17 protein-coding genes are annotated in these 21,095 nt (G+C 32.8%); 14 read left to right on the top strand and 3 right to left on the bottom strand.

The features are described from left to right. Positions 1 to 100: 100 nt before the first annotated feature. Both Q1B05_RS16870 and htpG read left to right on the top strand, forming a co-directional pair. Positions 101 to 2,530: a prolyl oligopeptidase family serine peptidase gene (locus Q1B05_RS16870; protein ID WP_299782302.1), complete on the top strand. Its 2,430-nt coding sequence runs from the start codon at positions 101 to 103 to the stop codon at positions 2,528 to 2,530. A 154-nt stretch (positions 2,531 to 2,684) separates the two neighbouring features. Next, positions 2,685 to 4,595, top strand: coding sequence for a molecular chaperone HtpG (htpG, locus tag Q1B05_RS16875; protein ID WP_299782304.1), 1,911 nt, complete (start codon positions 2,685 to 2,687; stop codon positions 4,593 to 4,595). Between the two features lie 73 nt (positions 4,596 to 4,668). Here the strand turns inward: htpG and Q1B05_RS16880 are convergent, their stop codons facing one another. Then, the gene (locus Q1B05_RS16880) at positions 4,669 to 5,049 is read right to left on the bottom strand and encodes a hypothetical protein (protein ID WP_299782306.1); all 381 of its coding nucleotides are present in this window, start codon (positions 5,047 to 5,049) and stop codon (positions 4,669 to 4,671) included. A 149-nt stretch (positions 5,050 to 5,198) separates the two neighbouring features. Further along, positions 5,199 to 5,657 carry an Lrp/AsnC family transcriptional regulator gene (locus Q1B05_RS16885; protein WP_299782308.1) on the bottom strand — a complete coding sequence of 153 codons (459 nt, stop codon included), beginning with the start codon at positions 5,655 to 5,657 and terminating at the stop codon, positions 5,199 to 5,201. 169 nt (positions 5,658 to 5,826) lie between these two features. On the opposite strand from Q1B05_RS16885, the gene Q1B05_RS16890 reads away from it, so the two are divergent. The 6 genes from Q1B05_RS16890 to katG all read left to right on the top strand — a co-directional run bounded on the left by Q1B05_RS16890 (position 5,827) and on the right by katG (position 12,835). Beyond that, positions 5,827 to 7,026, top strand: coding sequence for an aminotransferase class I/II-fold pyridoxal phosphate-dependent enzyme (locus Q1B05_RS16890; RefSeq protein ID WP_299782310.1), 1,200 nt, complete (start codon positions 5,827 to 5,829; stop codon positions 7,024 to 7,026). 169 nt (positions 7,027 to 7,195) lie between these two features. Then, positions 7,196 to 8,680 carry a Na+/H+ antiporter NhaC gene (nhaC, locus tag Q1B05_RS16895; protein WP_299782312.1) on the top strand — a complete coding sequence of 495 codons (1,485 nt, stop codon included), beginning with the start codon at positions 7,196 to 7,198 and terminating at the stop codon, positions 8,678 to 8,680. Between the two features lie 136 nt (positions 8,681 to 8,816). Next, complete coding sequence (locus Q1B05_RS16900) at positions 8,817 to 9,455, top strand: peroxiredoxin (RefSeq protein WP_299782314.1); 639 nt, start codon at positions 8,817 to 8,819, stop codon at positions 9,453 to 9,455. A 62-nt stretch (positions 9,456 to 9,517) separates the two neighbouring features. Further along, positions 9,518 to 9,832 (top strand): thioredoxin family protein, encoded by a 315-nt coding sequence (locus tag Q1B05_RS16905; protein WP_299782316.1) that lies wholly within the window; start codon positions 9,518 to 9,520, stop codon positions 9,830 to 9,832. After that, positions 9,813 to 10,070, top strand: a complete 258-nt coding sequence (locus Q1B05_RS16910; protein ID WP_299782318.1) for a hypothetical protein — start codon at positions 9,813 to 9,815, stop codon at positions 10,068 to 10,070. Before Q1B05_RS16905 ends, Q1B05_RS16910 begins: the two co-directional genes overlap by 20 nt. Positions 10,071 to 10,540: 470 nt before the next feature. Next, positions 10,541 to 12,835 carry a catalase/peroxidase HPI gene (gene katG / locus Q1B05_RS16915; RefSeq protein ID WP_299782320.1) on the top strand — a complete coding sequence of 765 codons (2,295 nt, stop codon included), beginning with the start codon at positions 10,541 to 10,543 and terminating at the stop codon, positions 12,833 to 12,835. 226 nt (positions 12,836 to 13,061) lie between these two features. Here katG and Q1B05_RS16920 read toward each other — a convergent pair whose 3' ends face one another. Next, on the bottom strand, positions 13,062 to 13,640 hold the full coding sequence (locus Q1B05_RS16920; protein ID WP_299782322.1) for a fasciclin domain-containing protein: 579 nt from the start codon (positions 13,638 to 13,640) through the stop codon (positions 13,062 to 13,064). Positions 13,641 to 13,873: 233 nt separating this feature from the next. Here Q1B05_RS16920 and tpx point away from each other — a divergent pair, with 233 nt between their 5' ends. From tpx to ribB, 6 genes are all read left to right on the top strand, one after another. Then, the gene (gene tpx, locus Q1B05_RS16925) at positions 13,874 to 14,380 is read left to right on the top strand and encodes a thiol peroxidase (protein ID WP_299782324.1); all 507 of its coding nucleotides are present in this window, start codon (positions 13,874 to 13,876) and stop codon (positions 14,378 to 14,380) included. Beyond that, positions 14,373 to 14,741: a diacylglycerol kinase family protein gene (locus Q1B05_RS16930; protein WP_299782326.1), complete on the top strand. Its 369-nt coding sequence runs from the start codon at positions 14,373 to 14,375 to the stop codon at positions 14,739 to 14,741. The genes tpx and Q1B05_RS16930 overlap by 8 nt, the downstream gene beginning before the upstream one ends. Positions 14,742 to 14,806: 65 nt before the next feature. Beyond that, the gene (locus tag Q1B05_RS16935; protein ID WP_299782328.1) at positions 14,807 to 17,245 is read left to right on the top strand and encodes a DNA translocase FtsK; all 2,439 of its coding nucleotides are present in this window, start codon (positions 14,807 to 14,809) and stop codon (positions 17,243 to 17,245) included. 1 nt (position 17,246) lies between these two features. Next, on the top strand, positions 17,247 to 17,888 hold the full coding sequence (locus Q1B05_RS16940; RefSeq protein WP_299782389.1) for an outer membrane lipoprotein carrier protein LolA: 642 nt from the start codon (positions 17,247 to 17,249) through the stop codon (positions 17,886 to 17,888). Between the two features lie 7 nt (positions 17,889 to 17,895). Next, the gene (locus Q1B05_RS16945; RefSeq protein ID WP_366944404.1) at positions 17,896 to 19,875 is read left to right on the top strand and encodes an LptF/LptG family permease; all 1,980 of its coding nucleotides are present in this window, start codon (positions 17,896 to 17,898) and stop codon (positions 19,873 to 19,875) included. Positions 19,876 to 19,893: 18 nt separating this feature from the next. Further along, entirely contained in the window at positions 19,894 to 21,051 is a 1,158-nt protein-coding gene (ribB, locus tag Q1B05_RS16950) for a 3,4-dihydroxy-2-butanone-4-phosphate synthase (RefSeq protein WP_299782330.1), read from the top strand. Positions 21,052 to 21,095: the final 44 nt, after the last annotated feature.

Consider the following 21,095-nt stretch of genomic DNA (forward strand, 5'->3'; position numbering starts at 1 on the left):
TTGCATAACAACTGTAAATACAGACCTAGACTGCAACCATAAAGTTTTTTTTTACTAACTTCATCAACTTAAACACATTCTAAAAAATATTTAATTGCCCATGAAACATTTTTTTACTCTTTTCCTGCTCTGTTTTGTAATAACAGGTTATGCTCAAGAAAACTTAACATACCAGAAGCCACACAAAAACATTTTAGAGTTAGCCGAAGCACCTCTTGCTCCTAGTATTAGAATAGACAATAAGGGAGAACACATTGTATTATTGTACAGAAGCAAGTACAAAACTATTGAAGAACTTTCTGAAACCGAATTACGCTTAGGAGGTTTACGTATTAACCCAGTAACCAATATTGGTAGTCGTACGCGTTATTATACAGATATTAAATTAAGTACCAAAAAAGATGGCACTCCAATAACCGTTACAGGTTTACCTACAGATGGTCGTTACGCAAATTTCTCTTGGTCTCCAAACCAAAAGTACATGACCTTTACTAAAACGCTTAGTACCGGAGTTGAATTATGGTTATTAGACATTAAAAATACTTCGGCTAAAAAAATAAGCGAAGCTAACCTAAATGCCAACATGGGAAATCCTGTAACTTGGTTTAAAGATAGCGAAGCTGTTTTAGTAAAAGTGCTTCCTAAAAACCGTAAAGCATTAATTAACACAAGTGAAGCCATACCTACAGGTCCTACAGTTTCTGTAAGTGAAGCTGGTGTAAAAGCTCAAAATAGAACGTACCAAGATTTATTAAAAAATAAGAATGACGAACATAATTTTGAACAATTATCACAATCAGAACTATACAAAATTACATTAGACGGAAAAGCGACCTTATGGAAGGAAACGAACATGTATCGTGGTATTTCATTTTCTCCAGATGGTAATTATGTAATGATAACTACAATTAGTAAACCGTTTTCTTATTTGGTACCTTATAATAGGTTTCCATCAGAATCTATTGTTTACGCGTCTAATGGAGATTTAGTAAAGTCTGTTTTACAAGTGCCTTTAATAGAAGATTTACCAAAAGGTTTTATGGCAGAACGTACAGGAAAAAGAGATTTCGACTGGCGTAGCGACAAGCCTGCAACACTATACTGGGCAGAAGCTTTAGACGGTGGAGATCCTGCTGTAGAAGTTCCTTTTCGTGATGAAGTCTTTCAACAAGATGCGCCTTTTAACGGAAAAATCACTTCTGTATTAAAAACTATAGATCGTTTTAGAGGTATTACTTGGGGTAACGACAATACGGCTATCGCTTACGATAATTGGTGGAATACGCGTAACACAAGAACATATGTATTCGACCCGTCTAATCCTAATAAAGACGCTAAAGTATTATTTGACCGCAATTACCAAGATCTATATAGCGATCCCGGACAATTTGTTTACACTAAAAACGATTTTAATGAGTACGTTTTAGATTTAAATAAAAACGTTGCTTATTTAATTGGAGATGGATATAGCGATGCTGGAAAATTTCCGTTTGTAGACGAACTAAATTTAAGCACAAAAAAAACAAAACGTTTATACCAATCTAGATTAACAGATAAGATGGAGAGTATTTCTTCAGCTTTAAACACAAAAACTGGAGAATACGTTGTTAGAATAGAATCTAAAAACGAATACCCAAACTATTATATTAGAAATATAAAAAAACGAAATGGTTTAACACCATTAACGCAATTTGAAAACCCATTTAAAAGTATTCAGAATGTTAAGAAAGAAGTTATTTCATACAAACGTGCAGACGGTTTAGATTTATCTGGTGTTTTATATTTACCAACAGATTATGAGGCTGGAAAAAAGTATCCTATGCTTATGTGGGCGTATCCGCGTGAATACAAAGATAAAAACAGTGCAGCACAAAGTACGTCTAGCTCTAATGAATTTACATACCCAAGTTATGGCTCTCCAGTATTCTGGGTCACTAGAGGATTTGTGGTTTTAGACGATGCAGCTTTCCCTATTATAGGAGAAGGAAACGAACAACCTAACGACACGTTTAGAGAACAGTTAGTTGCAAATGCTAAAGCAGCTATAGATGCTGTAGACAATCTGGGATACATAGACCGCGACCGTGTTGCTGTTGGAGGCCATAGTTATGGTGCATTTATGACCGCTAATTTATTAGCACACTCTAATTTATTTGCTGCTGGTATTGCCCGTTCTGGAGCTTACAACAGAACATTAACCCCTTTTGGTTTTCAAAGTGAAGAACGCAACTACTGGGAAGCACCAGAAATTTACAACAGCATGTCACCTTTTATGCATGCCGATAAAATGAAAACACCACTATTACTTATTCATGGTGAAGCTGATAACAATTCTGGAACATACCCTTTACAAAGTGAACGTTATTTTAACGCCTTAAAAGGATTAGGTGCTCCTGTAAGATTAGTCATGTTACCTCGTGAGAGTCATGGATATTCTGCTAAAGAATCTATTTTACATATGCTTTGGGAAGAAGACCAATGGTTAGAAGAACATGTGAAAAACAAAGAAAAAACGGAAACAGTAGATTAAGTTTCTTCTAAAATATTTTTTAAATACTCTAAAAATGCCATCCAACACGAATGGCATTTTTTCATTTATCAATGTCAAATTGTCACTTTTATATACTTGGTATTTTTTTTGACTACCATGTATAAGAATTAAATCAATTTAAAACATACATATTATGACAAAAGGAAGTATTAATGTTTCGGTAGAAAATATCTTTCCATTAATTAAAAAGTTCCTATATAGCGATCACGAAATATTTTTACGTGAATTAATTAGTAACGGAACAGATGCAACCCTAAAGTTGAAACACCTTACAAGTATTGGTGAAGCAGCGGTAGAATATGGCAATCCAAAACTTGAAGTTAAGATTGATAAAGAAGGTAAAAAACTTCACATTATCGATCAAGGTTTAGGAATGACTGCAGAAGAAGTAGAAAAATACATTAACCAAGTTGCTTTTTCTGGAGCCGAAGAATTTTTAGACAAATACAAAGACTCTGCTAAAGATTCTGGAATTATTGGTCATTTTGGTTTAGGTTTCTACTCCGCTTTTATGGTAGCCGATAAAGTTGAAATCATTACAAAATCGTTTAAAGACGAACCTGCTGCACATTGGACTTGCGACGGATCTCCTGAATTCACTTTAGAACCTGCAGACAAAACAGAACGCGGAACAGAAATTATTCTTCATATTGCTGAAGATTCAACTGAATTTTTAGAAGAAGGTCGTATTAGTGGTTTACTTTCAAAATATAACAAGTTTATGCCAGTGCCAATTAAATTTGGAACTAAAGAGGTTAACGACCCAGAGCATGAACCTGCAACTATTACAGATAAAGACGGTAAAGAAACAAAAGAACCACAACGTAAAATTACTGTCGATAATATTATAAACAACCCGAATCCAGCTTGGACAAAACAACCAGCCGATTTAGAAACTGAAGATTACCAGAATTTCTACCGTGAGTTGTACCCAATGCAATTCGAAGAACCTTTATTCCACATCCACTTAAATGTAGATTATCCATTTAATCTTACAGGAATTTTATATTTCCCTAAGATGACGAATGATATGGGTGTGCAAAAAGATAAAATTCAGTTGTACCAAAACCAAGTTTATGTTACAGATAATGTAGAAGGTATTGTACCAGAATTCTTAACCATGCTTCGTGGTGTAATAGATTCTCCAGATATTCCATTAAACGTATCTCGTAGCTACTTACAAGCAGATGGTGCTGTTAAGAAAATTTCATCTTACATTACTAGAAAAGTAGCAGATAAATTAAAATCGTTATTCAATGCTAATCGTGAAGACTTTGAAGCAAAATGGAACGATATTAAAATTGTTATTGAATACGGTATGCTTTCTGAAGATAAATTCTTTGAAAAAGCTGAAGCATTTGCACTTTATCCAACTGTAGACGGAACATATTTTACATACGAAGAGTTAACTGAAAAAATAAAAGACGCGCAAACCGACAAAGATGGTAAGCTTGTTATTTTATATGCCTCAGATAAAGACGCCCAACACAGTTACATTCAAGATGCAAAAGCTAAAGGTTACGAAGTGCTTTTATTAGACTCTCCTATAGTATCCCATTTAATGCAAAAATTAGAAGGTTCTAAAGAAAATATAACATTCTCTAGAGTTGATGCAGATCACGTAAATAATTTAATTAAGAAAGATGATACCGAAATTTCTAAATTAAGCGACGACGAGAAAAAGAAATTAGAAGACGTTTTAAAAGCAGCAATTCCTGCAGATAAATTTACAGTTCAACTAGAAGCATCAGATAGTGATGCAACACCTTTTATTATTACGCAACCAGAATTTATGCGTCGTATGAAAGAGATGCAACAAACTGGAGGTGGCGGAATGAACATGTTTGGTAGTATGCCAGAGATGTACAATTTAGTTGTAAACACAAATGCACCTTTAGTTTCAGAAATATTAAACACTGAAGCTGAAGAGGACCAAAAACGTTTAATTACTCAAAGTTTAGATTTAGCACGTTTATCTCAAGGTTTATTAAAAGGAGAAGAACTTACTAACTTCATAAAACGTAGTTACAGCATGATTAAATAATCATCTTATTCCAACATATTCCCCCCACTTTTATTAAAAGTAGGGGGTTTTTTATTTTATAATTTTGGCTACATTAAATCACAAAAACAGAATTAGTATGTAACAATAACTCTTTTGTATCTACTGCATGTTCAAGCTCAATTATAACTGTTGGCAGTACATTAAAAAACTTACGTCCATCGGCTCTTTTTATAATGGCTTCTCTAGAACCATCACGTCTTTTTTCTACTCTTACAACTTCAACCTTTACTCCTGCCAAACTTTTGTGATTCACAATCCCGCCACGTTTCATAATAAAGTTTTTTCGTGGAAACTTAATTGACGAATATTCAAAATTACTCGGAGCACCTATAGTAACAACATCCCCAACATTTACAAGAACCGGATTAATTGTCCTCGCTTTAGCACTTAAACCTAAGAATAACAATCCTGTAAAAAATAAAACTTTTTTCATACCTTAATTATTTAATTAACATGTTTTTTGATTCAAAAACTAAAATAATATATTTCAAACATGTTTTAAAATTAAAATTCTTAATAAAATATTAAAATATATAACACCAAAATAGACCTACATTTTAAATGTTTTCACACTACTTACACTTAAACAGTAACTACAGTACTATGCTTTACTTCATTAATCACAAACATACTATGAGTGCTTCCTATATGATTTATTGTAGTAAGCTTATTTACCATAAATTCCCTAAAGGCTTCCATATCTTTCACTAATACTTTTAGTAGATAATCGTAATCGCCACTAATATGATAACACTCCATAACCTCGTTTAAATTTGCTACTTCTTTTTCGAACTGAAACACATAATCCTGACTATGTTTTACTAATTTAATATGACAAAATGCTACAAACGATTTTTGTACCTCTGCTTTGTTAACCATTGCCACATAACGACTAATAACACCTTGATTTTCTAGTTTCTTAATCCGCTCGTATACGGCAGTAACTGATAAATTTAATTTTGTAGACAATGCTTTATTAGTTTGCTTACTGTCTGTTTGTAAAAGCTGAATGAGTTGTTTGTCGATAGTGTCAAAAGTCATATTGAAAAATTTTCTATTAAATTGAATAAATTCATTTACAAAACAAATTTAAAACTATTAAAACAACTTAAATCAGTTTTAAAATCTAAATAAAACAACAAGTATTGATTATATATCTAAATTTCATCAATTTTAATGAATAACTAAACTAAAAAAACAAAATAATAAAATGGCTTTTAAACCCGCAAACAACATACAAGACGTACAACATTTTGGAGAATTTGGAGGCGTAAACCCTTCCATTTCAGACTCATCTACCTATACATTTATGTCGGCAAAAACCATGTTCGATACTTTTGAAGGAAATACTGATGGTTGTTATCTATATTCTCGCCATGCTTCTCCTTCAAATTTAAATTTAAGCGAAGCCTTAGCAGCTATGGAAGGCACAGAGACTGCAAATGTTTATGCTTCAGGAATGGGAGCTATTACATCTACCATATTACAACACTGTAAAGCAGGAGAACACATAGTATCGAGCAGAACAATTTACGGTGGCACTTATGCTTTTTTAAAAAACTTCACCCCTAAATTCAATATTGAAACTACTTTTGTAGACATTACAAAAGTAGATCGTGTTGAAGCCGCTATTACCCCTAATACAAAAATAATATATTGCGAATCTGTAAGTAATCCATTATTAGAAATTGCAGATATTAAGAACTTAGCAAAGCTTGCAAAAAAACACAACTTGCAATTAGTTGTAGATAATACCTTTTCTCCTTTAAGTATTTCTCCTGCAAAACTAGGAGCAGATGTGGTTATTCATAGTTTAACAAAATTTATTAATGGTAGTAGCGATACGGTTGCAGGTGTAGTTTGTGGAACTCAAGATTTTATTAACCAATTAAGAGATGTTAATAATGGCGCGGCGATGTTATTGGGAGCAACTATGGATAGTATGCGATCTGCCTCAGTTTTAAAAAACATGAGAACACTTCATATACGTATGGAACAACATAGTAAAAACGCATTGTATTTAGCTGAAAAATTTGAAGCTAACGGATTAAAAACGGTATATCCAGGATTAGCTTCTCACCCATCTCACAAATTATACAAAAGCATAATGAATTCTCAATACGGATTCGGTGGTATGTTAACCATAGATGTTGGATCTCTAGACAAAGCAAACGCATTAATGGAACTCATGCAACATAAAAATTTAGGATATTTAGCAGTGAGTTTAGGCTTTTACAAAACACTGTTTTCATCACCAGGAAGTTCTACATCATCAGAAATACCAGAAGCAGAACAAAAAGAAATGGGAATGTCTAACGGGTTAATAAGATTCTCTGTAGGATTAGATGCTGATATAAATCGTACTTATCAAACCATGAATGAATGTATGTTAGAATTGCATATTTTATAATAAAAAAATAACTTTTACACTTCTAAAAACACTTCTTTTTAAAAGAAGTGTTTTTTTTATCCCCTTTTTTTGTAAAATATGTTTATCTGAAACTCTATTTGCAGATAAGCATGTAAAATCGTAACATTACAAAACGATAATTTTTTTATTTTTAACTTAATAATTGCGCATGGAAAGCCAAGATATAAAGCCTAAAACTCAAGAAGACGACCCCATTGTAGAGAACAGAGAATTAAGTATTTGGGAAGCACTAATCCCAGTTTTGGCTTTAGTTATTATGTTATTTTTTAACGTAAAATATGCTTTTGGTGACGACGCTTTAAGTGGAAGTAATCAGTTTATTTTATTACTAGGTGCAGCCGTTGCTGCTATTGTTGGCTTCTTTAATAAGGTATCTTACGAGCAGATGCTTGAGGAAGTTGCAGAAAATATTAAATCGACTACAGGAGCATTACTTATTCTTTTATTTGTAGGATCCTTAGCGGGAACTTGGCTTATTAGTGGTATTATTCCATCTATGATATATTATGGACTACAAATATTAAGTCCATCTATTTTCTTACCCGCCTGTGTTATTATTTGTGCCATTATATCTATTGCAACAGGAAGCAGCTGGACAACATCTGCAACCGTTGGGATTGCTTTAGTAGGTATAGGAAATGCTTTAGGAATCGATCACGGTATGACTGCTGGGGCTGTTATTTCTGGAGCATATTTCGGAGATAAAATGTCGCCTTTAAGTGACACCACAAACCTTGCTCCTGCTATGGCTGGAGGCGAATTATTCTCGCATATTAAATACATGACGTATACAACTATACCAACATTAATTGCGACTCTAGTTATTTTTGTAATTATTAGTTTCTCTTTAGATGTACACGGAACAACAGATACATCTGCGATGTTACACTCTATTGATAGTGCATTTAATATTTCTCCTTGGCTATTCTTAGTCCCTGTATTAGTTATTTTCTTAATCATAAAAAAAGCACCACCATTACCAGCTTTATTAGTTGGTACATTATTAGGTGGTATATTCGCTCTTATATTTCAACCTGAAATTGTTAAACAAATTACAGGTGCAACAGAACTTAATTTTATATCGGCATATAAAGGAGTAATGACGGCTATTACTGTAGACACCTCTGTGGCAACTGATAGTAAAGATTTAAACGATTTATTTTCTTCAGGAGGGATGTACGGCATGCTTGGAACTATTTGGTTGATTATTTGTGCTATGGTTTTTGGAGGTATTATGGATGCCATTGGTGCACTTGCAAGAATTAGCAAAGCGGTATTACAATTATTCGATTCTGTATTCGGATTATTCGCAAGTACTGTAATTAGCTGTATCGGATTAAATGCTATTGCTAGCGATCAATATTTAGCAATTGTTATTCCCGGTAGAATGTATAAAAAAGCCTTCGAAGACAAAGGATTAGCTCCTGAAAACTTAAGTCGAACTTTGGAAGATGCAGGAACAGTAACCTCTGTTTTAGTCCCTTGGAACACCTGTGGAGCCTATCAAAGCAGTGTTTTAGGTGTAGACACATGGCATTACGCTGGTTATGCTTTCTTCAATTATTTAAGTCCATTTACAACCTTAGTTTTTGCTGCATTTAAAATAAAAATCAAACAAATTAAAGACAAATAACAAATAACTATACCTTATTTATTGCACTATAAATAAAAGCTATATTGGTATAAATATTTAAAATTTTGTTCACACTATAAATACATATAGTGCCGTATATTTGTATTGTAAAAATTAACAATATAAAACATATAACATGGCATTTGTAGGTAAAAAATTTCCAGATTTAAACGTTGACGCAATGAACGAAATGGGCGATACTTTTAAAGTAAACGTTCTAGAAGAAGCGATTAACAATAAGAAAAAAGTAGTTTTATTTTGGTACCCAAAAGATTTCACTTTTGTATGCCCAACAGAATTACATGCATTTCAAGCTGCTGCAGCTGAATTTGAAAAAAGAAATACAATTGTAATAGGAGCATCTTGTGATACTCCAGAAGTACATTTTGCTTGGTTAAATACAGCAAAAGATAACGGTGGTATTGAAGGTGTTACTTACCCAATTTTAGCAGATACTAACAGAAACTTAGCTTCTACACTAGGAATTTTAGATGTTACTAACGAAACTTACAACGAAGAAACTGGAGTTGTAACCGTAGATGGTGATAACGTAACTTATAGAGCGACTTACATTATAGATGAAGATGGTGTTGTACAACACGAAAGTATTAACAACATGCCTTTAGGGAGAAATGTTGGTGAATATTTACGTATCGTAGATGCTTTAACGCACGTACAAAAAAATGGTGAAGTTTGTCCTGCAAACTGGGAAGAAGGAAAAGATGCAATGAGCGCTAACAGAGACGGTGTTTCTAGCTATTTAGCTTCTCACTAATTAAAAAAACACAATCTACCATCCTTTTTCGTTAAAGGATGGTAAACAAAAAATCTTCTATTATGGTACAAGAATTAGAACAAGACAATTTAAAAGATATTGTATCTTCAAACGATACAGTCGTTGTACAATATGCAGCATCTTGGTGTGGTAATTGCAAAATTATGAAACCAAAATTTAAAAAATTAGCTACTGAAAACGAAAATGTAACATTCGTTATTGCTGATGCCGAAAAATTTACTGAATCAAGAAAGTTAGCAACTGTAGACAATTTACCTACTTTTGCAACCTTTAAAAAAGGAGCTTTTGTAAACCAAGTACAAACAAATAAGTTTGACGTTTTAAAAGAGTTAGTCAATGAAGTTACCAGTAATTAAACACCTCACTCAATTTATTGAAGCAAACGATGAAGATTTCGTAAATGAAACCATCGAAACACTTGAAGCTTTGACAGAAGTACCTTCTTTAAAAGATGATGAATTAGATGTTATTGGTGAATTAATCTCTAACATGTACGGTGCCATTGAAGTGAATACTATGATTAAAAATGGTACTCCAAAAAAAGAAGCTTTAAACAGTTTTATGAAACGTGTTTTAGGCGCTATAGATAAATAGAAAAAGAAAAATTATACTATCAAAAATCCACTTCAAAATGAAGTGGATTTTTTTTGTTTAAAATTAAAAAACGATTTAATAAATCTAACTAATTTCAATCTTTTAAAGATTTATAATTAATACGTTTTATCTTCTTTTTTAAAGATATAATATTAAAAAAACAGAAAAAATAATAGCAACAAATACTATTATTAATAATCAGTCTTAAAGAATCGTGTATTTAAATAACATCTCCACACGACCAATATATTCTTAAATTTTCAACCAAAATAACAACACTTTCTTAGTTTTTTAGGTTATTTTTATAGAAATGTCGATTTAAAAATAACATAAACTTATAAATAACATAAAACCCATCAATTATATTTATAGTTTTATAGAATTTGAAAATTAAAATATTGAATTTAAAAACGATAACTAAAGTAAATTTGATCAGCAATAAAATTAAAAACACTTTAACCCCTTTAGATATGGAAAACGATAAAAACTCAAAAGCATCAGACGATATTAGTCAATGCCCACACCACCAACAACAGCAACAACAGCAGCACCAAGATCATGCAGCTCCTATTTCAGAAGAAAATCACGACCATTCTACTAGTCATAATTCATCTACAGGTAAATGCCCTGTAATGCACGGAGCTAACACCTCTAATAAGGATTCTGTTATGGATTGGTGGCCAAAAGCACTTAACCTTGATATTTTACATCAGCATGATACTAAAACAAATCCTTTAGGTCAGGAATTCGATTATCATGAAGAACTTAAAAAATTAGACATAGAAGCTTTAAAAAAAGATATGCATGCCTTAATGACGGATAGTCAAGAGTGGTGGCCTGCAGATTGGGGACACTATGGAGGATTAATGATACGTCTATCTTGGCACTCTGCTGGTACATACCGAACTTCAGATGGTCGCGGTGGCGGAGGAACAGGAAACCAACGTTTTGCTCCATTAAACTCTTGGCCAGACAATGTTAGCTTAGATAAAGCTAGACGGTTACTTTGGCCTATCAAGAAAAAATATGGTAATAAAGTAAGTTGGGCCGATTTAATTGTTCTAGCAGGTACTATTGCTTATGAAGATATGGGCTTAAAAACTTACGGTTTTGCTTTTGGACGTGAAGATATTTGGAATCCTGAAACCGACACCTATTGGGGAGCAGAAAAAGAATGGTTAGCACCAAGTGATGAACGTTATGATAATGTAGAAAGTCCATCAACAATGGAAAATCCATTAGCCGCTGTACAAATGGGATTAATTTATGTGAATCCAGAAGGTGTTAATGGCAAACCAGATCCTTTAAAAACGGCTGCTCATGTTCGTGAAACTTTTGCGCGTATGGCTATGAACGATGAAGAAACTGTGGCGTTAACTGCTGGTGGACATACCGTAGGAAAAACACATGGTAATGGTGATGCTAGTATTTTAGGACCAGAACCTGAGGCTGCAAATGTAGAAGAACAAGGTTTAGGATGGAGCAACCCTAATAAATCTGGTAAAGGTCGTTATACAGTAACAAGCGGACTAGAAGGTGCATGGACAACAAACCCTACAAAATGGGATGGTGGTTTCTTTGAAATGTTATTTAATCACGAATGGGAATCTGTAAAAAGTCCAGCGGGAGCGTGGCAATGGGAACCTGTATCTATTAAAGACGAAGATAAACCTGTAGATGTTGAAGACAATACTATTCGTCATAATCCAATGATGACCGATGCTGATATGGCTATGAAAGTAGACCCTATATACAAAGACATCTCATTGAAATTCATGAACGATCAACAATATTTCTCTGAAACCTTTGCACGTGCTTGGTTTAAATTAACTCACAGAGATATGGGGCCAAAAGCAAATTACTTTGGAACAGATATACCACAAGAAGATTTAATTTGGCAAGATCCTATTCCTGCTGGTAAAAAAGATTATGATATAACGGCAGTAAAAAATAAAATTGCAGCTTCAGGATTATCAATTCCTGAAATGGTAAATACTGCTTGGGATAGCGCACGTACGTTCCGTGGTTCTGATAAACGTGGAGGTGCAAATGGTGCTCGTATTCGTTTAGCTCCTCAAAAAGATTGGGAAGGCAATGAACCACAACGTTTAGCATATGTATTATCTGTGCTAGAACCTATTGCAGCTGAATTTGAAATTAGTATTGCTGATACTATTGTTTTAGCAGGTAATGTTGGAGTTGAGAAAGCAATAAAAGCTGGCGGTTTAAATATTGAAGTACCGTTTACTCCAGGACGTGGCGATGCTACAGACGAGATGACTGATGCTGATTCTTTTGCTCCATTAGAACCCTTAGCAGATGGATACCGTAATTATACAAAAAAGGAATACGTAGTAAGTCCTGAAGAGTTAATGCTTGATCGCACTCAATTAATGGGCTTAACTGCACCAGAAATGACAGTCCTTGTTGGTGGAATGAGAATGTTAGGAACCAACTATTACAATACAAAACATGGTGTGTTCACAGATAAGGTTGGAGCTTTAACTAATGATTTCTTTGTGAACCTAACAGATATGGGTAACACATGGAAACCTATCGAAAAAGGTCTTTACGAAATTAGAGATCGTAAAACTGGAGTTGTTAAATGGACCGCTACACGAATGGATTTAGTATTTGGTTCTAATTCTATTTTACGCTCTTATTCTGAAGTATATGCACAAGATGATAACAAAGAAAAATTTGTAACCGATTTTGTAAAAGCTTGGACTAAAGTAATGAATGCAGATCGATTTGATTTAAAATAAAATCTCATAATATATAACAATAATAGCGGCTTTAATCTAGGATTAAAACCGCTATTTTATTTATTAGTCACCTAATAATTAACCATTATTTTTCATAGAAAGACTTCAGTATAAATAATTATAAATTCATTCTTTGTACAATACATACTTAAAGTGAATTTATAAAAGAAGCCACTTCAAAAAAAGAAGTGACTCTTAAAAACCAACCTTAATCAATCCCTAAAAATTAAGATTTTGGCAACAATACAGCATCAATAACATGAATAACTCCGTTAGATTGATTCACATCTGCAATCGTTACTTGAGCAGAATTTCCGTTTTCATCTGTAACATAAACAGCTTCACCTTTTAACCAACACGTAATCATACCACCACTTACTGTTTTAATTTCAGCTTTACCCTTTCCTTTTTTAATCAATGTTAAAAGATCTTTAGCATTCCATTTTCCTGCAACAACATGGTAAGTTAATACGGTTTGTAATTGCTTCATATTTTCGATCATTAACAACGTTTCAACAGTCCCTTTAGGTAATTTATCAAAAGCTTCATTAGTGGGTGCAAACACAGTAAAAGGACCTTCACTTGATAATACATCTACTAAATTTGCGGCTTTAACAGCTGCAACTAAAGTGGTATGGTCTCTAGAGTTTACTGCATTTTCTATAATATTTTTAGTAGGATACATTTTAGCACCACCAACCATAACTGTTTTTTCATTCATCGTACGGTCTTGAGAAAATCCGCTAACAGCTGTAAAAATTGCAACAGTAAAGCATGCTGATTTTAATAATTTTAATGATTTCATAGTTTTAACGTTTTTTAAAATTGTTATTTTATTGTTTCTGTACTATTAACGAAATTTAATCTCCCTCAGTTTTTGCTTTTTAAACGTCTTAACAATATATTAACTAGACACATCGCCTAGATTATTGATTTTAAAATACTTACATCAATATCAAAAACTCAAAAAAAAAAGAAACTAATAGTGTAAGCATATAATTATTATTATTTTTAACCATTAATCAAAAAATCATAAATATGGCAACTGTAACCTTAAAAGGAAACGCAATAGAAACTTCAGGAGAATTACCAAAAGTGGGTACAAAAGCTCCAGATTTCACATTAACAACTATAGAATTAGGTTCAAAATCTTTAAAAGATTTCGAAGGAAGCAATGTTATTTTAAACATATTTCCTAGTGTAGATACAGGAACTTGTGCACAATCTGTAAGAGAGTTTAATAAAGAAGCTAGCAATTTAGATAACACTAAAGTACTTTGTATTTCTCGCGATTTACCTTTTGCTCAAGCACGTTTTTGTGGCGCGGAAGGATTAGATAATGTTATTTCTTTATCAGATTTTAAAAATGGTAGCTTCGGAAAAACGTACGGTTTAGATTTTATAACAGGACCTCTTGAAGCATTATTATCAAGATCTGTAGTTATTATAAACGAAAAAGGAGACGTAATCTACACAGAACAAGTATCTGAAACGGTAGACGAACCTAATTACAAGGCTGCTTTAGAAGCTCTACAAAATGGCTAAAAAAGAATCACTTCTAGCGAATAGAATTAAAAGTGTAGGATATGCGTATAAAGGCGCTATCCTACTCTTAAAAACAGAAGCGAGTATAAAAATCCAGTTCGTGATTGCGCTTTGCGTCACCGTTGCTGGATTTTATTTTAATATATCATCTACAGAATGGATGGCTCAAACATTAGCCATTGGTATTATCATGACTGCCGAAGGTTTAAATACAGCTGTAGAAGCTATTGCAGATTTTATTCACCCAGAACACCATACTAAAATTGGATTTATAAAAGACATCTCTGCGGGAGCGGTTTTCATTGCTGCTATTGCTGCAACTATCGTTGGTTTTATTATTTATATCCCAAAAGTATTTTAAAGACCATACCCTTAGGATAAACGTTAGTAATTTGTATTTTTGCTCAAATAAACAACAGCGCGTTGATGGCTAAAAAAAACCCAAAAACTAAACAACCTAGTACTTCAAAATTTAAGAAACCAAGTCTGAAATTAACCAACCAACAAAAGCTAATTTTTGGGAGTTTACTTATCATTCTCGGCATTATTTTGGGTACCGCATTTTTATCTTATTTCTTTACAGGAAAAGCCGACCAAAGCATTTTAAATGAGTTTTCTGCACGAAATGTAGAAGCCGAAAATTGGGTTAAAAAATTAGGGGCTTACCTTAGTGATATTTTTGTATATCGCGGTTTTGGTATCGCAGCTTTTATTTTTTCAGGATTACTTATTCGTTCTGGATTACACGTACTTTTAGATATTAATCGTGCTAAATTAAGACGCCACTGGTTTTGGGGATTATACCTCACAATCTGGATTTCTATATTTTTCGGATTTTTTGGAGAAAAACATGCCATTCTTGGTGGTACAGTAGGTTTTGAAATCAATACCTTTTTACAAGACTATATTGGTATTCTAGGTGTCTCTTTACTATTATTCTTCGGACTTATAGTCTATCTCGCCATACGCTTTAAGATTACAATTCACAGTTTTATAGCTCTATTCAAATCGGCTAGAAAAAATATTTCTGATGAATTAAAATCAAATAAAAACGAAGATAGTTTTGCTTTCGATAACAGCCTAACTGAAGAAGCTGAAGCAATAAAATCTGCTTATATCACTCCGAAACAAGACAAACCTAAACCAATAATACCAGAACCTGAGCCAACACCTGTTGTCGAATTTGAGACAAAACAACAACCAAAACCTGTAAAAGATATTACTACAAGCACTTTTGAAGTCGAAACGCCAAAGGAAGAAACTATTGAAGACACCGCTGAATTAGAAATTGAAACCGTTGAAGAAGAGCTTTCTGAAACCGATAATTTATCTAATAAATTAGTCGCAGATTTTGGCTTGTTTGATCCGACTTTAGAGCTTGGAAAATATCAATTTCCGCCATTAGATTTATTAAAAAAATACGATAATGAAGGCATTTCTATCAACCAAGAAGAACTTGAGGGTAACAAAAATAGAATTGTAGAAACCTTAAACAATTATAAAATTGGTATTGCTAGTATTAAAGCGACTATTGGACCAACAGTTACATTATATGAAATTGTACCAGAAGCCGGTGTTCGTATTTCTAAAATTAAAAACTTAGAAGACGATATCGCCTTATCGCTATCAGCATTAGGTATTCGTATTATCGCCCCTATTCCTGGAAAAGGAACCATTGGTATAGAAGTTCCTAATAAAAATTCTACTATCGTATCTATGCGATCTGTAATTGCGTCTCAGAAATTTCAGAAATCAGAAATGGAATTGCCTATTGCTTTTGGAAAAACCATTAGTAATGAAACCTTTGTAGTCGATTTAGCTAAAATGCCTCACATGCTTATGGCAGGTGCTACTGGTCAAGGTAAATCTGTTGGACTAAATGCAGTGCTTACATCATTACTATATAAGAAACACCCTGCAGAAGTTAAGTTTGTTTTGGTCGATCCTAAAAAAGTAGAGTTAACATTATTCAACAAAATTGAACGTCATTATTTAGCAAAACTTCCAGATGAAGCTGAAGCGATTATTACAGATAATACCAAAGTAATTAATACGCTTAATTCGCTTTGTATAGAAATGGATAATCGTTACGAAATGCTAAAAAATGCATTGTGCCGTAACATTGTAGAATATAACACAAAATTTAAAGCACGAAAATTAAATCCAAACGACGGACATGCCTATTTACCATATATAGTTTTGGTTGTCGATGAATTTGCAGATTTAATTATGACGGCTGGAAAAGAAGTTGAAACCCCTGTAGCACGTTTAGCACAATTAGCCCGTGCCATTGGTATTCACTTAATTATAGCAACACAAAGACCATCTGTAAATGTAATTACAGGTATTATTAAAGCCAATTTCCCCGCTAGAATAGCATTTAGAGTAACAAGTAAAATAGATTCTCGAACCATTTTAGATGGTTCTGGAGCAGATCAACTTATTGGTCGTGGAGATATGCTTTACACTCAAGGTAACGAATTAGTACGTATACAATGTGCTTTTGTAGACACTCCAGAAGTAGAACGTATTGTAGATTTTATTGGAGCACAAAAGGCATATCCAGACGCGCATTTACTTCCAGAATATGTTGGTGAAGAAGGTGGCACAAATCTTGATATTGATATCTCCGACAGAGATAAATTATTTAAAGACGCTGCCGAAGTTATTGTTACAGCACAACAAGGTTCTGCATCGTTATTACAACGTAAATTAAAATTAGGTTATAATCGTGCCGGACGATTAATCGATCAATTAGAAGCCGCAGGAATTGTTGGCCCTTTTGAAGGTAGTAAAGCCCGACAAGTATTAGTTCCTGATTTTATTGCATTAGAACAATTATTAGAAAATGAAAAGAACAATTAGAATGAAAACATTTTTACTTTCACTTACATTATGTTTCACCCTTCTAGGGTTTAGTCAAAATGACACTAAAGCGAAAACATTATTAGATCAAGTATCTAAAAAAGTAAAATCTTACGATAATATTTCATTAGATTTTAAATACGTACTTCATAATTCTGCAGAAAACATTAACCAAGAAACACGTGGTGATGTGGTTATGGAAGGAGATAAATATGTATTAAACATTTTAGGTATTACTCGAGTTTTTGATGGTAAAACACTTTACAGCATCAATCCTGAAGATGAAGAAGTAACCATTTCTACTGAAGATCCAGACGACGAAAACAGTATTACTCCTAGTAAAATGTTATCGTTTTACACAGATGGTTATACATATAAAATGGGTGAAGAAAAAAACATTAAAGGACGTAAAATTCAATTTGTAAAATTAACACCAATGGATTCTAATTCAGAAATAAATCATATTTTATTAGGTATAGATCCACAAACAAAACACATATACAATTTAATAGAAGTTGGTAATAACGAAACGCAAACAACACTTACTGTAACATCGTTTGAAACAAATCAGACTTTATCTAAAGCATTATTTTCTTTCGATAAAAACAAATACAAAAACTATTACATCAACAAATTAAACTAGTACGTACTTGAAAATTTTAGACCGATATATCTTAACCACTTACCTCAAGACATTTTTTAGTGTTTTTATAATACTAATGATGATTTTTGTATTACAAACCATTTGGCTATTTATAAAAGAGCTAGCTGGTAAAGATTTAGACGTTATTGTTATTTTTAAGTTCTTAATGTACTACTCGCCTAAGTTAATACCTTTAGTATTGCCACTTACCATTTTATTATCATCTATAATGGTTTTTGGAAGTTTTGCAGAAAACTATGAATTTGCCGCCATGAAATCTACAGGAATTTCATTACAACGTGCTATGGCGGGACTAAGTGTTTTTATTGTTATTTTAGGAATTGTTACTTTTTTCTTTTCTAATAATGTAATTCCGTGGGGAGAATACCACTCCTACAACCTTCGTAAAAATATAGCAAAACTAAAACCAGCTATGGTTATTGCAGAAGGCCAATTTAATGATGTCGGAACCATTAATATTAAAGTAGAAAAAAAGACAGAAGACAAATATTTACACGATATTATTATTCATAAAAAAGCAAATAGTGGTTTAGGAAACTATACAACTATTGTTGCTAAAAACGGAGAATTAATAGGTCAAGAAAATTCTAATATTTTAAAGTTAATTTTAAAGGATGGCTATTACTATGACGATACACCTCCTAAAAAAGCTAAAGAAAGACGCCGCAGACCGTTTACAAAAAGCGCCTTCGACGTGTATACAATTAACACCGATTTATCGCAATTAGACAACGTTGATTTAGACGATAAAAATGTAGATAGTAAATATAACATGTTGGATGTCTCTGGTTTAAATTACACGATAGACTCACTAGCTCATGAGCGTGAAAAAGACTACGATAAACTTTCTCATAATATTTATAACCGTTATAGTATAAAAAATTTAGAGATTAGTTTGCAACCACTGAAAGACACTATATATACAGGAAATATTTTAGATTTATATGATAATGACAAACGACTTCAGATTGTAGAATTATCTATAAACAGTTCTGCAAGCACAAAGCAAATTCTTAACAATAACGAAAAATCATTTAAAACAAAATCTGCTTGGTTAAACAAGCATGTTATTGCTTTACATGAAAAATTATCATTAGGGTTTGCCTGTATTATTCTATTTTTTGTTGGAGCTCCATTAGGCGCATTAATTAGAAAAGGAGGTTTAGGATTACCTATGATTATTGCAATTTTACTCTTCTTAACCTATCACTTTATTGGTATTTTCGCTAAAAACAGTGCTAAAGACGGCACATTTAATCCTGTTTTAGCGACATGGTTTTCAACCTTAGTTATGCTACCTTTAGGAGTGTTTTTAACACGTCGAGCAACTGCCGATAAAGGATTATTTGAGTTTGATCATATTTTAATTCCGCTAAAAAAACTACTCCCATTTAAAAATAATTCTGATGAGATATTTGCAGACGGATTTAGCAGAGATTTTAGTGATTTTAAACGTTATAAGGAAGATAAACTTTTAAGTATTATAAAAGATCCAACGGCTTATAATTATCACGAATCTGGTAAAATAGAAGCATTATATACATTAGAAGAACGTAATTTAGATTTAGAAGCCCTTAGAATGAAAGGCGTACATATCGATAAAACCTTCGAAACCGCTAAAAACCTAGTTACACGATTAAATATTTACTCAAAAATTGCTTTAATTTTTAATTGTACTGGAATAATACTTCTCATTTTATTTTTCATTTTAAAAAATAATAAAATGCCAGGTTCAGCCACAACATGTTTACAATTAAGTATTATTTCGTTTATAATCTTTATAGTGTACTATATCTCCCAACAATTCAGTATAATCGCTTTCAAAAAACATTTAAATCAAAAAAGTAAAAAGTATAACATCTTATTTACAATTTTAGGATTTATTATATACCCAATAGCTCATCCCTTCTTTAAACACAAAACAAAGGAGGACTTAAGTCGAAATGCGATACAACATTTAAACTAAAAGCAATATCTTTGCATTATGATGACAGAAACCAAAAACAAAACATCTTCATCTTTTAAACTACATACAATTAAAGAAGCCATTGACGATATTAGAAATGGTAAAGTAATTATAGTTGTAGATGATGAAGACCGAGAAAACGAAGGCGACTTTATTGCCTCGGCATCTAAAGCAACACCTGAAATGGTGAATTTCATGGCCACACATGGTCGTGGATTAATTTGCGCTCCGCTTACAGAAAGTCGTTGTAAAGCATTAGGTTTACCCATGATGGTTAGTAACAATACCGACCATATGGAAACTGCTTTTACAGTGTCTGTAGATTTACTTGGAAAAGGAGTTACTACAGGTATTTCTGCTGCAGATAGAGCACGTACAGTTCAAGCTTTAGTAGACCCAGAAACAAAACCGTTTGAATTAGCTAGACCAGGTCATATTTTTCCTCTTGTAGCTAAAGATGGAGGTGTTTTAAGGCGAACAGGACATACAGAAGCTGCTATAGATTTAGCTAGATTAGCAGGCTTAGAACCAGCCGGAATGATTGTTGAAATCATGAACGAAGACGGAACTATGGCACGACTACCTCAGCTTAAATTGGTTGCTGAAAAATTCGATTTAAAAATCGTTTCTATTGAAGATTTAGTAGCTTACAGAATGCAACATGACTCTTTAATTGAAAAACAAGAAGATTTTGACATCCAAACACGTTTCGGGAAATTCCGTTTAAGAGCTTATAAGCAAACCACAAATAATCAAGTACATATTGCGTTAACAAAAGGACAATGGAAATCTGATGACCCTGTATTAACACGAATAAACTCGACACTTGTTAATAATGATATTTTAGGCACATTAACCAATAATCCTGATGCTAAATTAGACAACATGTTTAAAGTCATTAATGATGCTGAAAGCGGTGCTATACTCTTTATAAACCAAGAGCCTACCTCTATGAATACCATTAAGCGTTTATCTATTTTAAAACAAGAACAAAAAGAAAATAGTGTAACAAAAGCACCTAGTATTGCAATGGATAATAAAGACTTTGGTATTGGTGCACAAATTTTACATGATCTTGGTATTCATAAACTCCGATTAATTTCGAATAGTGAACATACTAAACGTGTTGGAATGATAGGTTACGGATTAGAAATTATCGATTACGTAAATTACTAAATACAACGTTCCGATTTAAAACATAAAAAACCACCTCGAACAGG

Source organism: uncultured Formosa sp., from assembly GCF_947500765.1.
Taxonomy (GTDB): domain Bacteria; phylum Bacteroidota; class Bacteroidia; order Flavobacteriales; family Flavobacteriaceae; genus Formosa.